This is a genomic window from Streptomyces sp. Sge12 (assembly GCF_002080455.1).
Taxonomy (GTDB): domain Bacteria; phylum Actinomycetota; class Actinomycetes; order Streptomycetales; family Streptomycetaceae; genus Streptomyces.
In genome coordinates, this window is record NZ_CP020555.1 from 1,589,735 (window position 1) to 1,612,496 (window position 22,762).

19 protein-coding genes are annotated in these 22,762 nt (G+C 71.6%); 12 read left to right on the plus strand and 7 right to left on the minus strand.

Features of this window, described 5'->3' with window-relative positions:
- The first annotated feature begins 18 nt into the window (after window positions 1-18).
- The 9 genes from B6R96_RS07145 to B6R96_RS07185 all read left to right on the plus strand — a co-directional run bounded on the left by B6R96_RS07145 (window position 19) and on the right by B6R96_RS07185 (window position 9,638).
- Window positions 19-2,100 (plus strand): protein meaA, encoded by a 2,082-nt coding sequence (locus B6R96_RS07145; RefSeq protein ID WP_053701372.1) that lies wholly within the window; start codon window positions 19-21, stop codon window positions 2,098-2,100.
- Window positions 2,097-3,089 (plus strand): HpcH/HpaI aldolase/citrate lyase family protein, encoded by a 993-nt coding sequence (locus B6R96_RS07150; protein ID WP_030729863.1) that lies wholly within the window; start codon window positions 2,097-2,099, stop codon window positions 3,087-3,089. The genes B6R96_RS07145 and B6R96_RS07150 overlap by 4 nt, the downstream gene beginning before the upstream one ends.
- Window positions 3,090-3,094: 5 nt before the next feature.
- A complete protein-coding gene (locus B6R96_RS07155) occupies window positions 3,095-3,607 on the plus strand; it encodes a MaoC family dehydratase (RefSeq protein WP_030010163.1) in 513 nt (170 codons plus the stop codon).
- 2 nt (window positions 3,608-3,609) lie between these two features.
- Window positions 3,610-4,815, plus strand: a complete 1,206-nt coding sequence (locus B6R96_RS07160) for an acyl-CoA dehydrogenase family protein (protein ID WP_053701371.1) — start codon at window positions 3,610-3,612, stop codon at window positions 4,813-4,815.
- Between the two features lie 186 nt (window positions 4,816-5,001).
- On the plus strand, window positions 5,002-5,658 hold the full coding sequence (locus B6R96_RS07165) for a phosphatidylserine decarboxylase (protein ID WP_030010161.1): 657 nt from the start codon (window positions 5,002-5,004) through the stop codon (window positions 5,656-5,658).
- Window positions 5,645-6,505 carry a CDP-diacylglycerol--serine O-phosphatidyltransferase gene (gene pssA / locus B6R96_RS07170; RefSeq protein ID WP_184791710.1) on the plus strand — a complete coding sequence of 287 codons (861 nt, stop codon included), beginning with the start codon at window positions 5,645-5,647 and terminating at the stop codon, window positions 6,503-6,505. Before B6R96_RS07165 ends, pssA begins: the two co-directional genes overlap by 14 nt.
- A gap of 668 nt (window positions 6,506-7,173) precedes the next feature.
- Entirely contained in the window at window positions 7,174-8,658 is a 1,485-nt protein-coding gene (locus B6R96_RS07175) for an AlkA N-terminal domain-containing protein (RefSeq protein ID WP_081522001.1), read from the plus strand.
- A 12-nt stretch (window positions 8,659-8,670) separates the two neighbouring features.
- The gene (locus tag B6R96_RS07180) at window positions 8,671-9,186 is read left to right on the plus strand and encodes a methylated-DNA--[protein]-cysteine S-methyltransferase (protein ID WP_384508015.1); all 516 of its coding nucleotides are present in this window, start codon (window positions 8,671-8,673) and stop codon (window positions 9,184-9,186) included.
- Window positions 9,187-9,254: 68 nt separating this feature from the next.
- Complete coding sequence (locus B6R96_RS07185; RefSeq protein WP_030390605.1) at window positions 9,255-9,638, plus strand: SHOCT domain-containing protein; 384 nt, start codon at window positions 9,255-9,257, stop codon at window positions 9,636-9,638.
- A gap of 9 nt (window positions 9,639-9,647) precedes the next feature.
- Here the strand turns inward: B6R96_RS07185 and B6R96_RS07190 are convergent, their stop codons facing one another.
- The 3 genes from B6R96_RS07190 to B6R96_RS07200 are packed head-to-tail and all read right to left on the minus strand — an operon-like array spanning window position 9,648 to window position 12,356.
- Window positions 9,648-10,076: a hypothetical protein gene (locus B6R96_RS07190; RefSeq protein ID WP_030390604.1), complete on the minus strand. Its 429-nt coding sequence runs from the start codon at window positions 10,074-10,076 to the stop codon at window positions 9,648-9,650.
- A 39-nt stretch (window positions 10,077-10,115) separates the two neighbouring features.
- Complete coding sequence (locus B6R96_RS07195) at window positions 10,116-10,616, minus strand: NUDIX domain-containing protein (protein WP_081522002.1); 501 nt, start codon at window positions 10,614-10,616, stop codon at window positions 10,116-10,118.
- Between the two features lie 9 nt (window positions 10,617-10,625).
- Window positions 10,626-12,356, minus strand: coding sequence for a BCCT family transporter (locus tag B6R96_RS07200; RefSeq protein WP_081522003.1), 1,731 nt, complete (start codon window positions 12,354-12,356; stop codon window positions 10,626-10,628).
- A 143-nt stretch (window positions 12,357-12,499) separates the two neighbouring features.
- On the opposite strand from B6R96_RS07200, the gene B6R96_RS07205 reads away from it, so the two are divergent.
- Window positions 12,500-13,648 carry a glycerate kinase gene (locus tag B6R96_RS07205; protein WP_081522004.1) on the plus strand — a complete coding sequence of 383 codons (1,149 nt, stop codon included), beginning with the start codon at window positions 12,500-12,502 and terminating at the stop codon, window positions 13,646-13,648.
- 66 nt (window positions 13,649-13,714) lie between these two features.
- On the opposite strand, the gene B6R96_RS07210 is transcribed toward B6R96_RS07205, so the two are convergent.
- Window positions 13,715-14,296, minus strand: a complete 582-nt coding sequence (locus B6R96_RS07210) for a cysteine hydrolase family protein (protein WP_107089488.1) — start codon at window positions 14,294-14,296, stop codon at window positions 13,715-13,717.
- A 73-nt stretch (window positions 14,297-14,369) separates the two neighbouring features.
- On the opposite strand from B6R96_RS07210, the gene B6R96_RS07215 reads away from it, so the two are divergent.
- Together B6R96_RS07215 and B6R96_RS07220 are read left to right on the plus strand one after the other, a co-directional pair.
- Entirely contained in the window at window positions 14,370-15,374 is a 1,005-nt protein-coding gene (locus B6R96_RS07215; protein ID WP_081522005.1) for a GlxA family transcriptional regulator, read from the plus strand.
- Between the two features lie 44 nt (window positions 15,375-15,418).
- On the plus strand, window positions 15,419-18,226 hold the full coding sequence (locus B6R96_RS07220) for a SpoIIE family protein phosphatase (protein WP_081522006.1): 2,808 nt from the start codon (window positions 15,419-15,421) through the stop codon (window positions 18,224-18,226).
- A 69-nt stretch (window positions 18,227-18,295) separates the two neighbouring features.
- Here the strand turns inward: B6R96_RS07220 and B6R96_RS07225 are convergent, their stop codons facing one another.
- The 3 genes from B6R96_RS07225 to B6R96_RS07235 form a co-directional block, all read right to left on the minus strand.
- A complete protein-coding gene (locus tag B6R96_RS07225; RefSeq protein ID WP_081522007.1) occupies window positions 18,296-20,362 on the minus strand; it encodes a SpoIIE family protein phosphatase in 2,067 nt (688 codons plus the stop codon).
- Between the two features lie 84 nt (window positions 20,363-20,446).
- A complete protein-coding gene (locus B6R96_RS07230; RefSeq protein ID WP_081522008.1) occupies window positions 20,447-21,700 on the minus strand; it encodes an amino acid aminotransferase in 1,254 nt (417 codons plus the stop codon).
- Window positions 21,693-22,670, minus strand: coding sequence for a DMT family transporter (locus B6R96_RS07235; RefSeq protein ID WP_234437759.1), 978 nt, complete (start codon window positions 22,668-22,670; stop codon window positions 21,693-21,695). Before B6R96_RS07235 ends, B6R96_RS07230 begins: the two co-directional genes overlap by 8 nt.
- Window positions 22,671-22,762: the final 92 nt, after the last annotated feature.

Genomic DNA, 22,762 nt, shown 5'->3' on the forward strand with positions numbered 1-22,762 from the left:
CCTAAGGGACAGCCTGAGATGACAGAGCGCCAGAAGGACCGTCCGTGGCTCATGCGGACGTACGCCGGCCACTCCACGGCCGAGGCGTCCAACGAGCTGTACCGCCGCAACCTCGCCAAGGGCCAGACGGGTCTGTCGGTCGCCTTCGACCTGCCGACCCAGACCGGATACGACCCCGACCACATCCTCGCCCGCGGCGAGGTGGGCCGGGTCGGGGTCCCGGTCTCCCATCTGGGCGACATGCGGCGGCTGTTCCAGGACATACCCCTGGAGCAGATGAACACCTCGATGACGATCAACGCCACCGCCATGTGGCTGCTGGCGCTCTACCAGGTGGCCGCCGAGGAGCAGGGCGCGGACATCGCCCAGCTCCAGGGCACCACCCAGAACGACATCGTCAAGGAGTACCTCTCGCGCGGGACGCACGTCTTCCCGCCGGGGCCGTCCCTGCGGCTGACGACCGACATGATCGCGTACACGGTCAACCACATCCCCAAGTGGAACCCGATCAACATCTGCTCGTACCACCTCCAGGAGGCCGGGGCCACCCCGGTCCAGGAGATCTCGTACGCCATGTCCACGGCGATCGCCGTCCTCGACTCGGTGCGCGACTCGGGCCAGGTGCCCGAGGACCGCTTCGGCGAGGTCGTCGCCCGGATCTCCTTCTTCGTGAACGCGGGCGTCCGCTTCATCGAGGAGATGTGCAAGATGCGCGCCTTCGGCCGCATCTGGGACAAGGTCACCCAGGAGCGCTACGGCATCGAGAACGCGAAGCAGCGCCGCTTCCGTTACGGCGTCCAGGTCAACTCCCTGGGCCTGACCGAGGCACAGCCCGAGAACAACGTCCAGCGCATCGTGCTGGAAATGCTCGCGGTCACCCTCTCCAAGGACGCCCGCGCCCGCGCCGTGCAGCTGCCCGCCTGGAACGAGGCGCTGGGCCTGCCCCGGCCCTGGGACCAGCAGTGGTCGCTGCGCATCCAGCAGGTCCTGGCGCACGAGAGCGACCTGCTGGAGTACGAGGACATCTTCGCCGGATCCCACGTCATCGAGGCCAAAGTCGACTCCCTGGTCGCCGACTGCCTGGCCGAGATCGACCGGATCCAGGAGATGGGCGGCGCCATGGCGGCCGTCGAGTCCGGGTACCTGAAGTCCCAGCTGGTCTCCTCGCACGCCGAACGGCGAGCACGGATCGAGGCCGGCGAGGACAAGATCGTCGGTGTCAACTGCTACCAGCAGACCGAGGAGAACCCGCTCACGGCCGACCTGGACGGCGCCATCATGACGGTCGACAGCGCCGTGGAGGCGCTGACCGTGGAGCGCATCGGCCGCTGGCGCGCCGAGCGCGAAGAGTCCTCCGACCGCCAGGGGAACGGCGACCCGTTCGTCTTCCCCACCACCCGGCAGGCTCTGGACCGCCTCAAGGAGGCCGCGGCGGGCACCGAGAACCTGATGGAAGCAACGCTCGAGTGCGCCCGGGCCGGTGTCACCACCGGCGAGTGGGCCGGCGCTCTGCGCGAGGTGTTCGGCGAGTTCCGCGCCCCGACCGGAGTCTCCTCGGCCCCGGTGGCCGTCACCGCCGAACCCGGTACGCCGATGCACGAGGTCCGCGAGAAGGTGACCCGTACCGCCGACGAGCTCGGCTCGGGCCGACTGCGCCTGCTCGTCGGCAAGCCCGGCCTGGACGGGCACTCCAACGGCGCCGAGCAGATCGCCGTCCGGGCCCGCGACGCCGGATTCGAGGTGGTCTACCAGGGCATCAGGCTGACGCCGGAGGAGATCTCCGCAGCGGCGCTGGCCGAGGACGTGCACTGCGTGGGACTGTCCATCCTGTCCGGCTCGCACAGCGCCCTGGTCCCTGACGTCCTGGAACGCCTGCGACTGGCGGGGGCGGGTGACATCCCGGTCATCGTCGGAGGCATTATTCCGAACGCCGACGCCGTGGCGCTCAAGGCAGCGGGTGTCGCCGCCGTCTTCACGCCGAAGGACTTCGGCATCACGGAGATCATCGGCCGTATCGTCGACGAGATCCGCAAGGCCAACAAGCTCGCCCCCCTCGACATCGACAACGCACTCGTTGCAAGCACGGAGGTCCCCGCATGACCACGCCAGTCCACCCGGTGAACCGCCTTCGCCCGCGTCGCTCCTGCCTCGCGGTGCCCGGCTCGAACCCGCGGTTCCTGGAGAAGGCCCAGGGCCTGCCGGCCGACCAGGTCTTCCTGGACCTGGAGGACGCCTGCGCGCCGCTCGCCAAGGAAGGCGCCCGCCACACCATCGTGGACGCGCTGAACAACGGCGACTGGACCGGCAAGACCCGCGTCGTGCGCGTCAACGACTGGACCACCCACTGGACCTACCGTGACGTCGTCACGGTGGTCGAGGGCGCCGGCCAGAACCTCGACTGCATCATGCTGCCGAAGGTCCAGGACGCCCAGCAGGTCGTGGCGCTGGACCTGCTGCTGACCCAGATCGAGAAGACCATGGGCTTCGAGGTCGGCAAGATCGGCATCGAGGCGCAGATCGAGAACGCCAAGGGTCTGGTGAACGTCGACGAGATCGCCGCCGCCTCCCCCCGGCTGGAGACCATCATCTTCGGCCCGGCCGACTTCATGGCCTCGATCAACATGAAGTCCCTGGTCGTGGGCATGCAGCCGCCCGGCTACCCGGCGGACGCCTACCACTACATCCTGATGCGGATCCTGATGGCGGCCCGCATGCACAACCTCCAGGCGATCGACGGCCCCTTCCTCCAGATCCGCGACGTGGACGCCTACCGCGAGGTGGCCGGCCGGGCCGCCGCACTGGGCTTCGACGGCAAGTGGGTCCTGCACCCCGGCCAGGTCGACGCGGCCAACGAGGTCTTCTCCCCGTCCCAGGAGGACTACGACCACGCCGAGCTGATCCTCGACGCGTACGACTGGTGCACCTCGGAGGCCGGCGGCAAGAAGGGCTCCGCGATGCTCGGCGACGAGATGATCGACGAGGCCAGCCGCAAGATGGCCCTGGTCATCGCCGGCAAGGGCCGCGCCGCGGGCATGGAGCGCACCACCAAGTTCGAACACCCCTCGACCGAGAAGACGGCGGAGGCCTGATCCCGATGCAGTTCGGACGCACGTACGAAGAGTTCGAGGTCGGGGCGGTCTACAAGCACTGGCCCGGAAAAACGGTCACCGAGTACGACGACCACCTCTTCTGTCTGCTGACCATGAATCACCACCCGCTCCACATGGACAGCAATTACGCCGAGAACACCACCGACTTCGGCAAGAACGTCGTCGTGGGCAACTACATCTACTCGCTGCTGCTCGGCATGTCCGTGCCGGACGTCTCCGGGAAGGCCATCGCCAACCTGGAGATCGAGTCCCTGCGGCACGTGGCGCCGACCTTCCACGGCGACACCATCTACGGCGAGACCACGGTCCTCGACAAGACCCCGTCGAAGTCGAAGAACGACCGCGGGATCGTCTACGTGGAGACCAAGGGCTACAAGCAGGACGGCACCCTCGTCTGCGTCTTCCGGCGCAAGGTGATGGTCCCGACCGAGACGTACATCAAGGAGCGCGGCGGCGAGCAGCCCGGCCGCCCCACGCTGAAGGAACAGGGGAAGTAGCCATGGCCCGACTCGCCCAGACCGCCGGGCTGACCGACGTCCAGCGGGAGATCCTCAAGACCGTCCGGGAGTTCGTCGACAAGGAGATCATCCCGGTCGCGACCGAGCTGGAGCACCGCGACGAGTACCCGCAGCAGATCGTCGACGGCCTCAAGGAGCTCGGCCTCTTCGGCCTGATGATCCCGGAGGAGTACGGCGGCCTGGGTGAGTCGCTCCTCACCTACGCCCTGTGCGTGGAGGAGATCGCCCGCGGCTGGATGTCCGTGTCGGGCATCATCAACACCCACTTCATCGTGGCGTACATGCTCAAGCAGCACGGCACGCAGGAGCAGAAGGACTACTTCCTTCCGCGGATGGCCCTGGGCGAGGTGCGCGGCGCGTTCTCGATGTCCGAGCCGGCGCTGGGCTCCGACGTGTCGGCCATCACGTCCAAGGCGGTGAAGGACGGGGACGAGTACGTCCTGAACGGTCAGAAGATGTGGCTGACGAACGGTGGCAGCTCCACCCTCGTGGCCGTTCTGGTGCGAAGTGACGAAGGACACCCCGAGGGCACGGCGCCCCACAAGTCGATGACGACCTTCCTCGTGGAGAAGGAGCCGGGCTTCGGCGAGGTGCGTCCCGGCCTCACCATCCCCGGCAAGATCGACAAGATGGGCTACAAGGGCGTCGACACGACCGAGCTCATCATGGACGGACTGCGCATTCCGGCCAATCGGGTACTCGGCGGCCAGACCGGCCGAGGGTTTTACCAAATGATGGACGGGGTCGAGGTCGGCCGCGTGAACGTGGCGGCGCGTGGCTGTGGCGTCGCTCAGCGTGCTTTCGAACTGGGTGTCTCTTATGCCCAGCAACGTCACACTTTCGGCAAGCCGATCGCCGAGCACCAGGCGATTCAGTTCAAGCTGGCCGAGATGGCTACCAAGGTCGAAGCCGCCCATGCGATGATGGTCAATGCAGCACGCAAAAAGGACTCCGGGGAACGAAACGACCTCGAAGCAGGGATGGCGAAGTACCTCGCCTCCGAGTACTGCAAGGAGGTCGTCGAGGACGCCTTCCGTATCCACGGTGGATACGGGTTCTCGAAGGAGTACGAGATCGAGCGTCTCTACCGGGAGGCCCCGATGCTGCTGATCGGCGAAGGTACCGCCGAGATCCAGAAAATGATCATCGGGCGACGCCTGCTCGAGGAGTACCGGCTGCAGGGCTGAAAGTCCCTTTTACGGCGAATCGTCCATGGGTTCGTTGCGAAAGGATCACTGGCAGTAACTGGCTGACGGTCATCGACTCGGCTTCTGGCTTGCCCAGTTGTTGCGTGCAACCGATAGCATTCCAGTAAAGCCGCCGTCCCGTCCCCCTGTTTGCGGCGCGGCAATCACCCGCTACGAAGGTCATCCATGCCCCACAGCCAAACCTCTGCACCTCGCGACAGCCTCCTTGGCGTACGCCTCGCGCGCGGAGCATCGCCGTGGCTTCTGCCGACCGTCGCCACCGCGGCGCTCAGCCTCACCCGGGCCCGCAAGTCCGGACGCTGGGCCGCGGCGGCCGTGCCCGCCACCGCGCTCGCCGCGGGCATGCTGTGGTTCTTCCGCGACCCCGAGCGTGAGATCGCTCAGGGCCGTGTCATCTCGCCCGCCGACGGTGTGGTGCAGAGCATCATGCCGTGGAAGGACGGACGGACCCGGGTCGCGATCTTCATGAGCCCGCTGAACGTCCACGTCAACCGCGCGCCCCTCGCGGGCACGGTGACGTCCGTGGAGCACATCCCCGGCGGATTCGTCCCGGCGTTCAACAAGGAGAGCGAGAACAACGAGCGCGTTGTCTGGCACTTCGACACCGAACTCGGTGACATCGAGATGGTGCAGATCGCCGGCGCCGTCGCCCGTCGCATCGTCCCGTACCTGCCGGCCGGAACCAAGGTGGAGCAGGGCGAACGCATCGGTCTGATCCGCTTCGGCTCCCGCGTCGACATCTACCTCCCCGAGGGCGTCGAGGTCGCGGTCGAGGTCGGTCAGGCCACCACCGCGGGGGTGACACGAATTGACCGTGACTGACCCTGAGACTCCGGCCGCAGGCTGGGTTCCCGAACCTGCCGAGGAGGAGTCCGCCGAGGACGACATGCCGCTCTCGCTGCGGCTGTCGATAGCGGACACCCTCACCCTCGGCAACGCGACATGCGGATTCATGGCGGTGTACTTCACCACCACCGGAATCCTCATTCCGCACCTCACCGGCAGTGGCGAATCGGGCATGGCCCGTAACAGCGCCGCCACGGCGGTGATACTGATGCTGCTCGCCGCGGTCTTCGACCTCTTCGACGGCATCGTGGCCCGCAAGCTGCGCAGCTCCCCGATGGGTGCCGAGCTCGACAACCTGTCGGACCTGATCAGCTTCGGCCTCGCTCCGGCCTACTTCGTGCTCGTCTACGGCATGGTCGCCGTCGACGCGCACCAGAAGATGTCGGCGCTGGCCGCGATCGTCGTGCTGCTCGCGGTGGTGCTCAGACTCGCGAGATTCAGCTGCGTGACGATGAAGGACGGCATGTTCCAGGGCATGCCGAGCCCCTTCGGCGCGCTGACGGTCGTCTCGATCGTGCTGCTCGAGCTGCCGTTCGTCCCGACGCTGCTCGCGATCATCGGGGTGGCCTGGCTGATGGTGAGCCGGGTCGAGTACCCGAAGCCGCGGGGCGTACTCGCGGTGGCGATGCTGTGCTGGATCATCAGCGCGATGGGGCTGCTGGCGGCCTGGGCGTTCGACGCGCCCGGCGGGCAGCTGCTGCTCCAGGCGGGCTGCGCCCTGCAGATCGCGATGGCGGCGACCATTCCGCTGTTCGCGACGACCCGCAAGGCGAACACCTTCCGGCACAACCGCCGTGAGGCCCGCGCCGCGACGCTGCGCTAGCCGTACCGAAAGGCCCCGGATGCCGATGGCATCCGGGGCCTTTTGCTGTCCGGGGCCGGGCGGCTGGGCGGGGGCGTGCGAGGGCCGGGGGTGGTGGTGGGGCGGGGAGTGTCCGGGGTAGGCATGATTTATGGCCCCTGAGCCGGGTTCCACAGGACTCGGGAGTGAGGGCCACAAATCACGTTTGACACCCCGGACACTCCCCGCCCCACCACCACCCCCTCCCACCCCCGCCCTCGCCATGCCTGCCCCGGGGGAGGGAGGCGGGGGAGGGAGGCGGGAGGGAAGAGGGGGAGGGCGCGAAGGGCCCGCCCGCACCCGTATAGCCCCCTCCCCCACGTTCGGGCGGGGTGGGTGGGCTGAGGGTGGGACGGGGTGGGTGGGCTGAGGGTGGGGGTGGGGCTGGTGGTGGGGTGGGGGGTGTCCGGGGTGTAAAACGTGATTTGTGGCCCGAAACGCCGGGTGCTGTCCCGTTCCGCCGGGGGGCCATAAATCATGCCTACCCCGGACACCCCCCACCCCACCGCCGGCCCCGCCCCCGCCCGACCCCCCGCCCGGCCCCCCGCCCGGCCTCCGTCGGAGACACCCGCCGGAGCCCCCCGACCCGGCGTAGGCTTGATGTCGGAAAACCGCCAGCCGTCGTGGGCCGCGCCCCGGATCCTGGAGCCATGCACACCGACACCGAGCGCTGCGTAAGGGCCGTGCAGTCGAAGGACGCCCGCTTCGACGGCTGGTTCTTCACCGCCGTCCTGACCACGCGGATCTACTGCCGGCCGAGCTGCCCCGCGGTACCGCCCAAGGTCGAGAACATGACCTTCCTGCCCAGCGCCGCCGCCTGCCAGCAGGCCGGGTTCCGGGCCTGCAAGCGGTGCCGGCCCGATACGAGTCCCGGTTCGCCGGAGTGGAACGCCCGCGCCGATGCCGTCGCACGCGCGATGCGGCTGATCCAGGACGGGGTCGTGGACCGGGAGGGCGTGCCGGGCCTGGCCGGCCGGCTCGGCTACTCCACCCGCCAGGTGGAGCGGCAGCTGAACGCCGAGCTCGGTGCCGGCCCGCTCGCCCTGGCCCGGGCCCAGCGCGCCCAGACGGCCCGGCTGCTGATCGAGACCTCCGAGCTCCCGATGGGCGACGTGGCCTTCGCCGCCGGGTTCTCCTCCATCCGGACCTTCAACGAGACGGTCCGCGAGGTCTTCGCCCTGGCCCCGAGCGAGCTGCGGGAGCGGGCGGTCAAGGCCGGCCGGAGCAGGAACGCCCCGCCGCGGATCCCGGGGACGATCAGCCTGCGGCTGCCGTTCCGGACGCCGCTGAACCCGGACAACCTCTTCGGGCACCTGGCCGCGACCGCCGTCCCCGGGGTCGAGGAGTGGCGGGACGGGGCCTACCGCCGCACGCTGCGCCTGCCGTACGGCACAGGCGTGGTGGCCCTGACCCCGCAGCCCGACCACATCGGCTGCCGGCTCGCCCTGACGGACCTGCGCGACCTCACGATCGCCATCAGCCGCTGCCGCTGGATGCTCGACCTGGATGCCGACCCGGAGGCCGTCGACGAGCAGCTGCGCTCCGATCCGCTGCTGGCCCCGCTCGTGGACAAGGCTCCCGGGCGCCGGGTGCCCCGCACCGTCGACGCGGCGGAGTTCGCCGTGCGGGCGGTGCTGGGCCAGCAGGTCTCCACGGCGGCGGCGCGCACGCATGCGGCCCGGCTGGTCGCCGCGTACGGCGAGCCCGTCGAGGACCCGCTGGGCGGGCTGACCCACCTCTTCCCCTCCCCGCAGGCGCTCGCCGGGCTGGACCCGGAGTCGCTGGCCCTGCCGCGCAGCCGGCGCGCCACGCTCACCACCCTGGTCTCGGCGCTCGCCGACGGCTCGCTGCCGCTCGGCTTCGACAGTGACTGGGAGGCGGCGCGGGCGCAGCTCGCGGCGCTGCCCGGCTTCGGCCCGTGGACGACGGAGGTGATCGCGATGCGGGCGCTCGGCGACCCGGATGCGTTCCTGCCGTCCGATCTGGGGGTGCGGCGGGCGGCGCAGGGGCTCGGGCTGCCGTCCACCCCGTCGGCGCTGACCGCCCGGGCGGCCGGCTGGCGGCCCTGGCGTGCGTACGCCGTCCAGTACCTGTGGGCCACGGACTCCCACCCCATCAACCATCTGCCCGCCTGAGGAGCACCAGCGATGCGATCCACCATGAACGTGAGCACCGTCAAGCGGCACACCGTCGTCGAGAGCCCTTACGGCCCGTTGACGCTGGTCGCCACGGACGGGGTCCTCAGCGGCCTCTACATGACCGGGCAGCGGCACCGGCCCGCCGAGGAGTTCTTCGGGGAGCGGGTGGCCGCCGAGGAGGCGCCTTTCCCGGAGGTGGTACGCCAGCTGGCGGCGTACTTCGCCGGGGAGCTCACCGCCTTCGATCTGCCGTTGCGTCTGGAGGGCACGGACTTCCAGCGCAGTGTCTGGGAGCAGCTCGTGCGGATCCCGTACGGGCAGACGTGGTCCTACGGGGAGCTCGCGGCGAGGCTGGGCAGGCCCAGCGCCTCGCGCGCGGTGGGCCTGGCGAACGGGAAGAACCCGGTGGGGATCATCGTCCCCTGCCATCGGGTGATCGGCGCGTCGGGCGGGATGACGGGCTACGGCGGCGGGGTCGACCGCAAGGTGCGGCTGCTGGCGTTCGAGGCCGGGGAGCGGGGCTGATCGCTCCGCGTGCGGACCTCATGAAGCGGTTGTATCAATGAGGTACCGCTACATGATCGGAGTCCGGCATGGACGACTATCCGCTTCTCAACATCTTCTGGACGATGCTGTACCTGTTCCTGTGGATCATGTGGTTCTTCCTGCTCTTCAAGGTCATCACGGATATCTTCCGTGACCACACCCTCAGCGGCTGGGGGAAGGCAGGTTGGCTGATCTTCGTGCTCGTGGTGCCCTTCCTGGGCGTGTTCGTCTACCTGATCGCCCGGGGCAAGAGCATGGGTGAGCGGGACATCAAGCAGGTCCAGGAGAACGAGGCCGCCTTCAAGGAGTACGTCCAGAAGACGGCGGGCTCCGGAAGCGCCGACGAGCTGCACAAGCTCGCCGCCCTCAAGGACAAGGGCGACATCACGCAGGAGGAGTTCGACCGCGCCAAGGCCAAGCTGCTGGCCTGACCCTGCGGGTCAGACGACGAGGAGCGGGACCAGCAGGGCGAAGGCGGCGCCCGCTTCGACGGCGTAGCCGTACAGCGAGGGGTGCTGGACCGGGGCGGCGAGCAGGACGACGCTCTGCTGGGTGGCGGCGGCCGTCACCCAGTCGTCGTCGGCGCCGAGGTTGCCCTGGTACCAGCCTTCGCAGGAGCCGGGTCCGGTGACGGCGAGGAGGTCGTCCTCCCGGCGGTAGAAGGCCTGCCAGCCGGCGGCCGGTACGGACCAGCCTTCGAAGTCGGTGAACTGGTGCCAGCCGCCCTCGCGTATCGCGGTGTCGAACATCCAGACCGGGGTTCCCTCCGGAGTGACTTCACCACCGGCCTGCTGGTCGGTGGTGAAGTGCACCATGGGGAGGGCGTCGGGCCCGTCGGCGGTGCTGGGCCAGGCGTACATCGTGATCATCTGCTGATTCTGTCCTGGTCGAAGTAAGCCCGGTGTTATTTACGGGGTGGCCGGGCGGCGGCCGTTCTCCAGTTCCGCGGTGTCCTCGCCCGACTGCGCGACGCGGTACGCCTCCTGGGTGCGCAGCCCGAGCGATCCGAGCAGGTATGTGGTGAGTTCGCCGGGTTCGACCAGGCGCCAGGAGAGCAGCTCGTCCTCCTGGAGTTCGATGGCGGCGAGCTGGGCCGCTTCGAGCACGCCGCCGTCGTAGACGTATGCGACGAGCGGCGGGCGGTCGGTGCCCAGGGACCAGTCCACGGCGAGCAGGCGGCCGAGGGGGAGGTCGAGGCCGATCTCCTCGGCGCTCTCGCGGCGGGCCGCGGTGCGCGGTGACTCGCCGCGGTCCGACTCGATGGTGCCGCCCGGCAGGGCCCAGCCGTCGCGGTAGTTGGGCTCGACGAGCAGGACCCTGCCCTCGGTGTCGCGGTAGAGGGCGGCCGCACCGGCCAGCACCCGGGGCAGGCTCGCGATGTACGTGGCGTAGTCATCCGTGGTGGTCACGCGGCCACCCTACCGAGGTCGACCGGCGGGGCCGGTGGTGCCGTCCTCGTCGTCCCGCCCTGCGGACTCCGCGACGCGCCGCAGCCGCATGTGGCGGGCCGTCCCCTGTTCGTCGATGGCGTCGCCGACCATGGCGCGGACGGCGTCCCGCATCCCGTGGAGGGGGTGGTGGCGGGCGGGTCCGGCGCCGGGGTCGGTGCGCAGTTCCTTCACCAGGGCCCAGCAGAGCAGCATCATGACGAGGGCGAAGGGCAGCGCGACCAGGATGGTGGCGGTCTGCAGGGACTTCAGGCCGCCCGCGACGAGCAGGACGGCGGCGACGGCTGCCATCAGCACGCCCCAGGTGACGACGAGCCAGGTGGGCGGGTTGAGGGAGCCGCGGCTGGTGAGCGAGCCCATGACCAGGGAGGCCGAGTCGGCGCTGGTGACGAAGTAGGTCATGACCAGGACCATGGCGACCCAGGAGGTGACCGCGGAGAGCGGCAGGGCGTCCAGCATCGCGAAGAGCGAGGCTTCCGTTCCGTCCTTGATCTTGGCGGCGAAGTGGACGGCGCCGGTGGAGTCGAGGCGGATGGCGGTGCCGCCCATGACGCAGAACCAGACGACGGTGGCTCCGCTGGGGACGAGCAGGACGCCGATGAGGAACTCGCGGATGGTGCGGCCGCGGGAGATGCGGGCGATGAAGGTGCCGACGAAGGGTGCCCAGGAGAGCCACCACGCCCAGTAGAAGATCGTCCACGCGCCGAGCCATGCGGAGTCGGTGAAGGCGCCGGTGCGGCTGGCCATGGGCACCAGCTCGCTCAGGTAGCCGCCGACGCTGGAGGGGATCACGTCGAGGATGTAGACGGTGGGGCCGAGGACGAACACGAAGAGCATCAGGACGGCGGCCAGGACGAGGTTGATGGTGCTGAGCCACTTCACGCCCTTGTGCAGACCGGAGAAGGCGGAGAGGACGAAGGCCGCCGACAGGGAGCCGATGATGATCAGCTCGACGGTGATGGAGTCCTCGATGCCGGTGGTGAGGTTCAGCCCCTTGGAGACCTGGAGTGCGCCGAGGCCGAGGCTGGTGGCGGTGCCGAAGACGGTGGCGAACACGGCCAGCAGGTCGATGGCCTTGCCGGGCCGGCCGCTCGCCCGTTCCTCGCCGATCAGGGGGACGAAGGCGGAGCTGAGGCGGTTGCCCCGGCCCTTGCGGAAGGTCGCGTAGGCCAGGGCGAGGCCGGCGATGCCGTAGATCGCCCAGGGGGTGAGGGTCCAGTGGAAGAACGAGTACTCCATCGCCGCGAGGGCGGCGGCGCCGGTGGCGGGGGCCGCTCCGGAGGCGGGGGGCGGCGCGAGGTAGTGGGTGAGCGGCTCCCCCACCCCGTAGAACATCAGGCCGATGCCCATGCCGGCGCTGAACATCATCGCGATCCACGCGAGGTTGGTGAATTCGGGCTCGGAGTCGTCGGCGCCGAGACGGATCCGGCCGAACCGGCTGATGGCGAGCACGATGCACATGACGAGGAAGAGGTCGGCGGCGATCACGAACAGCCAGGCGAAGTTGCCGAGGACCCAGGAGAGCGCGGTGCCGGACGCCGTGTCGAAGGAGTCCTTGCCCAGGGCCGCCCAGGAGACGACGGCGAGCACGGCGATCACGCCCACGGTGACGACGGCGTGGTCGGGTGCCCCGTCCGCCGGACCCTCGGTTCCCCCTCCGGGAGCGTCCGGAGGGGCCTGGTCCAGTGATTCCGCGCTCATGCGGCCACACTATGCAGGCGTATATCCCTATTTAGGGGCATGGCGCGCCGGGTGTGGCCCAGGCCACTCATGGGCATAGGAGGATCCTCCGGATAAGCTCATGGCGGCGCGACTGCACTGTTCGATAGCAAGGGAATAGCAAGGTGACGGACGGAGCAGTAACTGAGGCCGCGCGCGTGCTCATCGCCGCGGACAAATTCAAGGGCTCGCTCACGGCCGTTCAGGTCGCGGAGCGGGTCACGGCGGGCCTGCGCAAGGCCGTACCGGACGTGGAGATCGAGACCCTCCCCGTCGCGGACGGCGGCGACGGAACGGTCGCGGCAGCCGTGGCAGCCGGCTTCGAACGCCGGGAGGTACGGGTCACCGGCCCCCTCGGCGACCAGGTCACGGCCGCCTTCGCGCTGCGCGGGGGCACCGCGGTGGTCGAGATGGCGGAGGCCTCCGGGCTGCAGCTGCTGCCGGCGGGCACCTTCGCCGCGCTGACGGCGACCACGTACGGCTCGGGCGAGCTCCTCAAGGCGGCGCTGGACGCGGGCGCGCGCTCGATCGTCTTCGGCGTGGGCGGCAGCGCCACCACCGACGGCGGCGCCGGCATGCTGGCCGCGCTCGGCGCGGTGTTCCTGGATGCGAACGGCGAACCGGTCGGTCCGGGCGGCGGCGCGCTGGCCGAGCTGGCCTCGGCCGATCTGTCGGGGATCGACCCGCGGTTCGCGGAGGTGGAGTTCGTCCTCGCGAGCGACGTGGACAACCCGCTGACCGGCCCGAAGGGCTGCGCCGCGGTCTACGGCCCGCAGAAGGGCGCCTCCCCGGAGGACGTGGCGACGCTCGACGCGGCGCTGGCGCACTTCGCGGTGGTGCTGGAGAAGTCGATCGGCGCGAAGGCCGCCGAGTGCGCGGTGCTGCCGGGTGCCGGTGGTGCGGGCGGTATCGGCTACGGGGCGCTGCTGCTCGGTGCCACGTTCCGCCCCGGCATCGAGCTGATGCTGGAGGTGCTGGGCTTCGCCCCGGCGCTGGAGCGCGCCACGCTGGTCATCACCGGTGAGGGCTCCCTGGACGAGCAGACCCTGCACGGCAAGGCCCCGGCGGGTGTCGCGGCCGCGGCGCGGGCGGCGGGCAAGCCCGTGGTGGCGGTGTGCGGCCGGCTGCTGCTGACCCAGGAGGCGCTGGAGGGGGCCGGTATCAGCAAGGCGTACCCGCTCACGGACCTGGAGCCCGACCCGGCCAAGTCCATCCCGAACGCGGGTCCCCTGCTGGAGCAGGTCGCCGCGAACATCGCCACCGACGTCCTCTGACCGTTTCGTAGCCTCGCCGGCGTTTGAGGCCCCGCTCCTCAAACGCCGGAGGGGCTGCATTACGCCCTAGGCCGGCAGGAGGTCGGCCGTGGTGACGACGCGGGCGAAACCGCCGCCCTGGAGGTTCACCGCGGTGGCGGTGGCGAGCTCGTCGGCCGTCAGGGAGAGCCCCTGCGGTCCGGTGAGGTCGAAGGTGTGCGTGGCGTCGAGCGGGACGAGCACGTCGTAGCCCAGGTTCCCCGCCATCCGGGCCGTGGTCTCGACGCACATGTTGGTCTGGATGCCGACCAGCACCAGCTGGCCGATGCCCCGGGCCGTCAGCCAGTCGGCCAGGTCCGGGGTGCCGTAGAAGGCGGAGTTCACGGTCTTGGTGATCACCAGGGCCCCCTCGCGCCGCTTCTCGACCAGGTCCTTGAAGGCGTGGCCCGGGTGGTCCGCGGCGAGGACGGAGCCGGGCTGCACGGAGGCGTGCCGGACCAGGACCACCGGGCGGCCGGCCGCCCGCCAGGCGTCCATCAGGGCCGCGATGTTCTCCTCGGCCGCCGGGTTGTTGCGGGGCCCCCAGAAGGACTCCTCGTCGAAGCCCTGCTGTACGTCGATGACCAGCAGGGCACTGTCGGGGGCGATCTCGATCGCGGTCGTTGTCATGCCTCCATGCTGTCCGCCGGGCCGTGGGCCCGACAGCGGCGGCGGGGCCCCGTACCGATGGGATCCTGCCAGGATGGCAGTCGTGACCGCCTGGCACACTGGCCGGATGCGCCGTGTCGCCATCGTCGTCCAGCCCGGCATCCGCAGCTTCGACCTCGCCGTCATCACCGAGGTCTGGGGTCCCGACCGCAGCCGCGACGGGGTGCCGGGCTTCGAGCTGCGCCGGTGCGCCGCCGAGCCCGGGCCCATCCCGCTGCCCGGCGGGCTGACCCTGGAACCCGACCGGGGGCTCGACTGGCTGGCCACGGCGGACCTGGTCGTCGTACCGGCGCTGGCCGAGCCGGCCGATCCGACGCCCGAGCCGGTTCTCGCCGCCCTGCGCGGGGCACACGCCCGGGGCGTGCCGGTCGCCGCCCTGTGCGCCGGGGCGTTCATCCTGGCGGAGGCCGGCCTGCTGGAGGGCCGTCGGGCGGTCACCCACTGGTGGCTGGCCCCGCAGCTCGCCGCCCGCTACCCGGGGATCGTGGTCGAGGAGGCCCCGCTCTACGTCGAGGACGGCGGGCTGTGGACCTCCGCCGGGGTGGCCTCCGGGATCGACCTGTGCCTGCACCTGGTCCGTGAGGCGCACGGCGCCGAGGCGGCCGCCGCCGTGGCCCGCTCCATGGTGACGGGCCCCTTCCGCACCGGGGACCACGCCCAGTACCTGGACCGGCCCGTCCCGGCCGCGGACCGCACCGCCGAGGCGCTGGCCGCCGTACGGGCGCGCGCCCTGCGGTCGCTGCACGAGCCGCTGTCCGTGGCCACCCTGGCGGGCTGGGCCGGAATGTCCCCGCGCTCCTTCGCCCGGCACTTCGCCGCGGCCACCGGCACCACTCCGCACCGGTGGCTGCTGCGCCACCGGTTGGACGCGGCCCGCAAACTGCTGGAACGCACCGACCATCCGGTGCCGGAGGTGGCCCGCCGGGCCGGTTTCGCCAGCGAGGTCACCTTTCGCCAGCACTTCACCGCGCACGTCGGGGTCGGTCCCCGGGCGTACCGTGCGGCCTCCTCCGTACCGGCAGCCCCACCTGCGGCGTAGCCCGCGGCCGCACCAAACCCCCCGGACAGTGTTAGAAAGGGCTCATGACCGGACGTTTTGGTCGCCAGCCGACCGGGTGGGATTCGCGCGTGTTCGCGCGCCTGTCCCGGGGGGCGCACAGCGTCGCCGGTCAGGTCTTCGCCCTCACGGCGGTGATCGTGCTCCTGCTGATCGCCGCCGCATCCGTGGCCCTGCTGTTCCAGGCCCGGTACGACAGCGAGCGCGACGCCCGGCACCGGTCGCTCGCGGCGGCCGAGGCCTTCGCGCACGCCCCCGGCATCACGTCGGCGCTCCTCGCCGCCGACCCGACCGCCCTGCTCCAGCCGCTGGCCGAGGACGCCCGGCGGGGCTCGGGCGTCGATTTCATCGCCGTCATGAACACCGACGGGGTCCGTTACACCGACTCGCGGCCCGAGCTGATCGGCCGCCGGGCCACCGGTGACCTCAGCCGGGCCGTCGCCGGGCAGGCCTTCACCGAGACCTTCAGGGGCGAGCCGAGCGATGCCGTCAGGGCCGTCGTCCCGGTGCGGAACGCCGACGGCAAGGTCATCGGCCTGGTCGGCACCGGCATAGAGGTCGAGAACGTCTCCGAGGTGGTCGAGGGCCAGCTCCCGCTGCTGCTCGGCGCGGCGGGAGCCGCCCTGCTGCTCGGCACCGGCGGCGCCGCCCTGGTCAGCCGCCGGCTGCGGCGCCAGACCCGCGGGCTGGGCGCCGCGGAGATGAGCCGGATCAACGAGCACCACGAGGCCGTCCTGCACGCGGTCCGCGAGGGCGTCGTCATCATCGGCGCGGACCACCGGCTCGTCCTGGCCAACGACGAGGCGCGCCGGCTGCTCGCCCTGCCGACCGAGGCCGAGGGCCGGGACGTCGCCGAACTCGGCCTCGACCCGCGCACCGCCGAACTGCTCGCCTCGGGCCGGGTCGTGACGGACCACGTGCACCTGGCGGGCGACCGGCTGCTCGCCGTCAACGTACGGCCCACCGCGAAGTACAAGGGCATGTCCACCGGCAGTGTCGTGACCCTGCGCGACTCCACGGAGCTCGCCGCGCTCTCGGGCCGCGCCGCGGTGGCCCGCGGCCGGCTCCAGCTGCTCTACGACGCCGGTGTGCGGATCGGTACGACCCTCGACGTGGTGCGGACGGCCGAGGAGCTGTCGGAGGTCGCCGTCCCGCGGTTCGCGGACTTCGTCACGGTGGAGCTGCTGGAGCCGGTGCTGAACGGCGAGGAGCCCTCGGTGGCGGGGGGCGTCTACACGGAGATGCGCCGGGCGGCCATCACCGGCGTCCGCTCGGACTCGCCGCTCCAGCCGGTCGGCGACATCATCCGGTTCGTCGTGCCGACGGCCCCGATGGCGGCGGCCCTGGACGCCGGGCACGCGGTGCTCGCGGCCGATCTGAAGGCGGCCATGGGCTGGCGGGCCCAGGATGCCCAGGGCACCCGGGTGGCTCTCGACTACGGGCTGCACTCGCTGATCTCCGTACCGCTCCAGGCCCGGGGCGTGGTCCTGGGGATGGCCAACTTCTGGCGGGCCGACACTCCGGAGGCCTTCGACGAGGAGGACCGTTCCTTCGCGGCCGAACTGGGGGCGCGCGCGGCCGTCTCCATCGACAACGCCCGCCGCTTCACCCGCGAGCACGCGATGGCCGTGACGCTCCAGCGCAGCCTCCTGCCCCGGGTGCTGCCCGCCCAGAACGCCGTGGACGTGGCCTTCCGCTATCTGCCCGCGAAGGCGGGGGTGGGCGGGGACTGGTTCGACGTGATCCCGCTGCCCGGCGGCCGGGTGGCGCTGGTCGTCGGCGATGTCGTGGGGCACGGGGTGCACGCCGCGGCCACCATGGGCCGGCTGCGGACCGCGGTGCACAACTTCTCCACCCTGGACCTGCCGCCCGACGAGCTGCTGGGACACCTGGACGAGCTGATCAACCGGATCGACCAGAACGAGACCGGGATCGGGATCGCGGGTCCCGACGGGGAGGCGGCGGACGCGGACCCCCCGGACGGGGTGGCCGAGTCGGCCGGGGTGACCGGTGCCACCTGCCTGTACGCGGTCTACGACCCGGTCTCCGGGCGGTGCCTGATGGCCAGCGCCGGTCACCCCGGGCCGGCGCTGATCCGCCCCGGCGCGGACGTCGAGTTCCCCGAGCTGCCGGCCGGGCTGCCCCTGGGCGTCGGCGGCATGCCCTTCGAGGCGGCCGAGTTCATGCTCCCCGAGGGGAGCCGGCTGGCGCTGTTCACGGACGGCCTGGTGGAGGACCGCTACCGCGACTTCGACGCGGGGCTGCACCTGCTGGGCGAGACGCTGGCCCGGCCCGGGCGCAGCCCCGACCAGGCCTGTGCGGACGTGCTCGCCGCGATGCTGTTCCCGGTGCCGAGCGATGACATCGCCCTGCTGGTCGCGGACACGCGGCGGCTGGAGGCCGACCGGATCGCCGAGTGGGAGGTGCCGGGCGAGCCCTCGGCCGTGTCGCGCGTGCGCAACGCGGGTGCGGCTCAGCTCGCCGCGTGGGGGCTGGAGGAGATCTCCTTCACCACCGAGCTGATCCTCAGCGAGCTGATCACCAACGCCATCCGGTACGGGAGTGCGCCCGTGCGGGTGCGGCTGCTGCGCGACCGCAGCCTCATCTGCGAGGTCTCCGACGGCAGCAGCACCTCACCGCACCTGAGGTACGCGGCGACCACCGACGAGGGCGGGCGCGGACTGTTCCTCGTCGCCCAGTACGCCGACCGGTGGGGCACCCGCTACACCGAGCGCGGCAAGGTCATCTGGGCCGAGCTGCCGCTGACCGGGGGCCCGGAGCCGCAGGCTGCGGATCCGCTGGACCTGGACGCGCTGGAGGACCTGGCCTGGTGAACCGCCCGCGGTGGGCCGGGCCCCGGGCGGCGGCGCGGGGCGCGGGTCCGGGCCGGGGTCCGGCGGGGGTCAGGTCGGGCGGGTACGGGCCAGCAGTACGGCCACGTCGTCCTGCTGGGCGCTCGGCAGCAGCAGCCGCAGGATCCCCTCGCACAGTTCCTCCAGGGGCTGGTCCACCCGGCGCAGGGCCCCCGCCAGCTGCGCCATGCCCTCGTCGAGGTCCCGGTCCCGGGCCTCGATCAGGCCGTCGGTGTAGAGCACGAGCAGGCTCCCCGGGGGCAGCCGCACCTCCTCGGTGCGGAAGTCCTGTCCGCCCGCGCCCAGCGGGGTCCCGGGCGGGCCGTCGAGGAAGGTGATGCTCCCGTCGGGGGTGACCACGGCGGGCGGCGGATGGCCGGCGCGGGCGATCACGCAGATGCCGGACGCCGCGTCTTGGACGGCGTACACGCAGGTGGCCATCTCGTCCTCGCCCAGGTCGGCCACGACGGCGTCGAGGGAGCGGAGCAGCTGCGCCGGCGGTACGTCGTGGCGCGCGAGGGTCCGTACGGCCGTGCGCAGCTGCCCCATGACGGCCGCCGCGTGGACGCCGTGGCCCATGACGTCCCCGATGACCAGGCCGGTCCGGCCGCCGGGCAGCGGGATGGCGTCGAACCAGTCGCCGCCGACGTCGTGGTCGCTGGCGGGCAGGTAGCGCCCGGTGAGTTCGAGGCCGGGGACCTCGGGCAGGGCGCTGTTGGTGAGGCTGCGCTGGAGGGTCAGGGCGGCCTGGCGCTGGAGGGTGTACATCCGGGCGTTGTCGATGTTGAGGGCGGCGCGGGCGACCAGCTCGTCGACGAGGACGCAGTCCTGCTCGTCGAAGGGCTCCCGTTCCCGCGTGCGCGTGACGGCGACCGCGCCGAGCACCGTGCCGCGGGCGACGAGGGGGACGAGCCGGGCCGAGCCCAGGGTGGAGAGGTAGGTGCGCAGGGCCTCGGCGCGGGGGGAGGTGATCAGTGCGGGGATGTCGGCGAGGTAGAGGTTCATGGGCCGGCCCTCGGCGATGACCTGCTCGTAGGTGGTGCCCATGGGGATCTGGAAGGTCTGGCCGGGTGCGAGTTTCGCGGTGGGGGCGGTCGGGTCGGGGAAGCGGGCGGCCAGGCGGCGCAGGACGCCGCGGGTGGAGGCCGTGGGGACCGGGCCCTCGTCGGGGCCCAGTACGGCTTCGAGGAGTTGTACGTCGGCCGAGTCCGCGAGCTGCGGTACCAGGACGTCCACGATCTCCTGGGCGGTCTGGTGGAGGTCCAGGGTGGTGCCGATGCGGGTGCCGGCCTCCGCGAGGAGGGCGAACCGGTGCCGGGCGCGTTCGGCGTCGGCCTGGGCCCGCTGGCCCTCGGTGATGTCGATGAGGGAGGCGATGACGCCGAGGGCCCGGCCGGAGCCGTCCAGCAGCGGGGCGTACGAGCAGGACCAGGTGCGGTCGTTCTCCGGGTCGGCGGGGGTGCGGCCGGTGCGGCGGACGTCGACGACGGCGGTGCCCTGTTCGAGGACCTGCTGCATGGTCGCTTCCAGGGCGACGGCGTTGACCCCGGGGACGACCTCGGTGAGCCGTTTGCCGAGGTGCTCGGCGGCGGAGACGCCGTTCATCCGGGCCAGGGCGTCGTTGACGCGGAGGAACCGCAGGTCGGTGCCGAGGGTGGCGAGGCCTATGGGCGACTGGGTGAACAGGCTCTGGAGGGCGGCGAGCGAGTCCCGCATGTGGAGCACCTCGGAGGTCTCCACGGCGATGAGCATGGCCCCCGTGCGGCCCTGCGGGTCGACGGCGGGGACGATCCACATCTCCATCGGCACCCGGTGGCCGTCGCGGTGGCGGACGGGGAGGGTGCCGACGACGGTCTCGCCGGACTGGACGCGCCGGGTCAGCTGGTCGGCGAGTTCGCGGTTGGCCTCGGGGACCAGTACGGCGGCGCCGGGCAGGCCGATGATGTCCTCGGGGCGGTGCCCGAGCAGGTCCTGGGCGGCCAGCGACCACTCGACGATGCGCCCGTCGGCGTCCTCCCGCCACAGGGCGATGGGCAGCAGCTCGCGGAGCACGCCCGCGTACCCGACAGCCGCGACCGGCTGATCCGGCACCTCGCTCGTCGACTGGTAAGTGTCCAACGCACCGACCTCACCCCGGGGGGCCTGATTCCTACCGATTCACCCTATCCGAGGCGTGGGCGCGGGGCTCTGTGTTCGGCGCCGCTAGGGCAGCACGGCGGCGGCCGGTGCGGTCTGCTGGCGCGGGAGGGTCCGGAGCCGGTCGGCGGGGTCGGGGGTGTCGAGGACGCCTGCGATGCCCCGGGCGAGGTCGGGGATCCGGTGGGCGGGGATGCCCGCGATGTTGATCCGCCCCGAGGTCGTGCCGTAGACGGCGTACTGCCTGCGCAGCCGGAGCATCTGGTGCGAGGACAGCGGCAGCATCGAGAACATGCCCTTCTGCCGGGCGAGCGAGCGCGCCTGCTCCGCGCAGCCGAGCGCGCTCAGGTGGGCGGTCAGGTCGGCCCGGTTGTCCATGATCCGGCCCCGCATGACCTCCAGCTCCGCCCGCCAGGCGGCGCGCAGTCCCTCGTCCTGAAGGATGGTGGTCACGACGGCGGCGCCGTGCTCGGGCGGCATCGAGTAGAGGGTCCGGGCAGCGTTCTGGAGGGCGGTCTCGGCGTGCCGGACGGCCTGGCCCGAGGCGCCGATCACGATGGCGCAGCCGACGCGGTCGCTGTAGAGGCCGAAGTTCTTGGAGCAGCTGACCGCGATCAGCATCTCCGGGACGCGGGCCGCCAGCATGCGGGTGGCCAGCAGGTCGGCTTCGAGGCCGTCGCCGAGTCCGTGGTAGGCGAGGTCGACGAAGGGTACCCAGCCGCCGCGGGCGGAGGACTCGGCGAGTGCCTCCCAGTCGTCGAGCAGCGGGTCCACGCCCGTGGGGTTGTGGCAGCAGCCCTGGAGGAGGACGACGTCGTCGCGCTGGGCGTCGCGCAGTTCGTCCAGTACGCCGGCGGTGTCGAAGCCGCCCTCGGCGTCGCGCCAGCCGTACGTGCGCACGTGCAGTCCGGCGGCCTCCAGGATGGGCCGGTGGTTGACGTAGGCCGGGTCGCTGATCCAGACCGTGGCGCCGGGGCGGGTCCGGCAGATCAGGTCGGCCAGCAGCCGCAGTGCGCCGGAGCCGGCGACGGTCTGGACGGCGGCGGCCCGGTCGGTGGGCCCGCAGGGGCCCAGGACCAGCTCCAGGAGGGAGCGGTTGAAGGCGGCGTTGCCGGAGAGCCCGCGGTACTCCTTGGAGTCGGAGCGCTCGGCGAGGCGGATCTCGGCCTCGCGCACGGCGGTCATGACGGGCGTGGTGCCCGTCTGGTCGCGGTAGACGCCGAGGACGAGGTTGAGGCGTTCGGGCCGCTCGTCGCCGCCGAACTCGTAGGTCAGGTCCCACAGCGGGTCGGTGGGCGGCGGGGGCAGGAGCTCAAGCATGTGCGGGAACCTCGGGTCGTGGGCGGCGGTTGGCGAGGACGACGCCGGTGGTGATGAGGGGTACGCCGACGAGCACGGCGAGGGTCGGGGTCTCGCCGAGGAGGGGGACGGCGAGCAGGACGACGGCGACGGGGCTGAGGCTGCCGACGACGGCGCTGCGCTCGGCGCCGAGCCGGCGGATGGCGAAGGCGTACAGCAGGCCCGCGCACAGTCCGACGCCCAGCCCCTGCACGACGAGGAAGAGCGCGATGTCGCTGCCCGCAGCGTGTGCGATGCCGGTGGGGAGGATGCCGGTCAGGGCGAGGATCCCGATCACGGCGAAGGAGGGCAGGCACAGCAGGCCGATCGAGCCGATGGGGTCGAGGTCCACCTCGCGCAGTCCGACCGTGTACAGGGCCCACAGCCCGCTGGCCACCAGGAGGGTGCCGGCGCCGGCGAGTACGTCGGTGTCCACCGGGACCACGTAGCGCCAGACGAGGGCGATCACGCCGGCCGCGATCAGCGCGAGTCCGGCGGCCTGGGTGCCCCGGGGAGCGCGGTGGCCGCGGCGGATCATGATCGCGGAGACGAACAGCGGGACCATGCCGGGGACGATGGAGCCGACGAAGGCGGCGGAGGTCAGGGCGCCGCCGTGCATCGCGGCCAGGAAGAAGGGCACCCCCGCACCGCAGATGATCTTCACGGCGGGTCCGGGCCGCACGGCGGCGATGGCGCGGCGGCGCCGCCACAGGGCGGGGAACAGGACGACGAGGGGGACGCCGAAGCGCAGCAGGGCCGCGTCGGCGGGGAGCAGGGAGGAGCCGCTGAGCGCGCGGGCACTGAGCGCGAAGGCCGCCCAGATGGACACGGTCACCAGCAGCGCCAGCATGCCTTCGGCCTGCGGGGAGAGCCCGCGCCGGCCGGGGTGTCCGGCCTGCGGGCCCGCCGCGTCGGGAGGCGGGGTCGCCCGGGTGGTGTGCGTCGCGACCAAGGAATTGCTCCAGCCTCTGGGACCCGGACCGGTCCGGTCCGTGCAGGGCAACGCTAGGGCTTCGGTCGGGGCAGCCGATTGCCAGTTCTGCC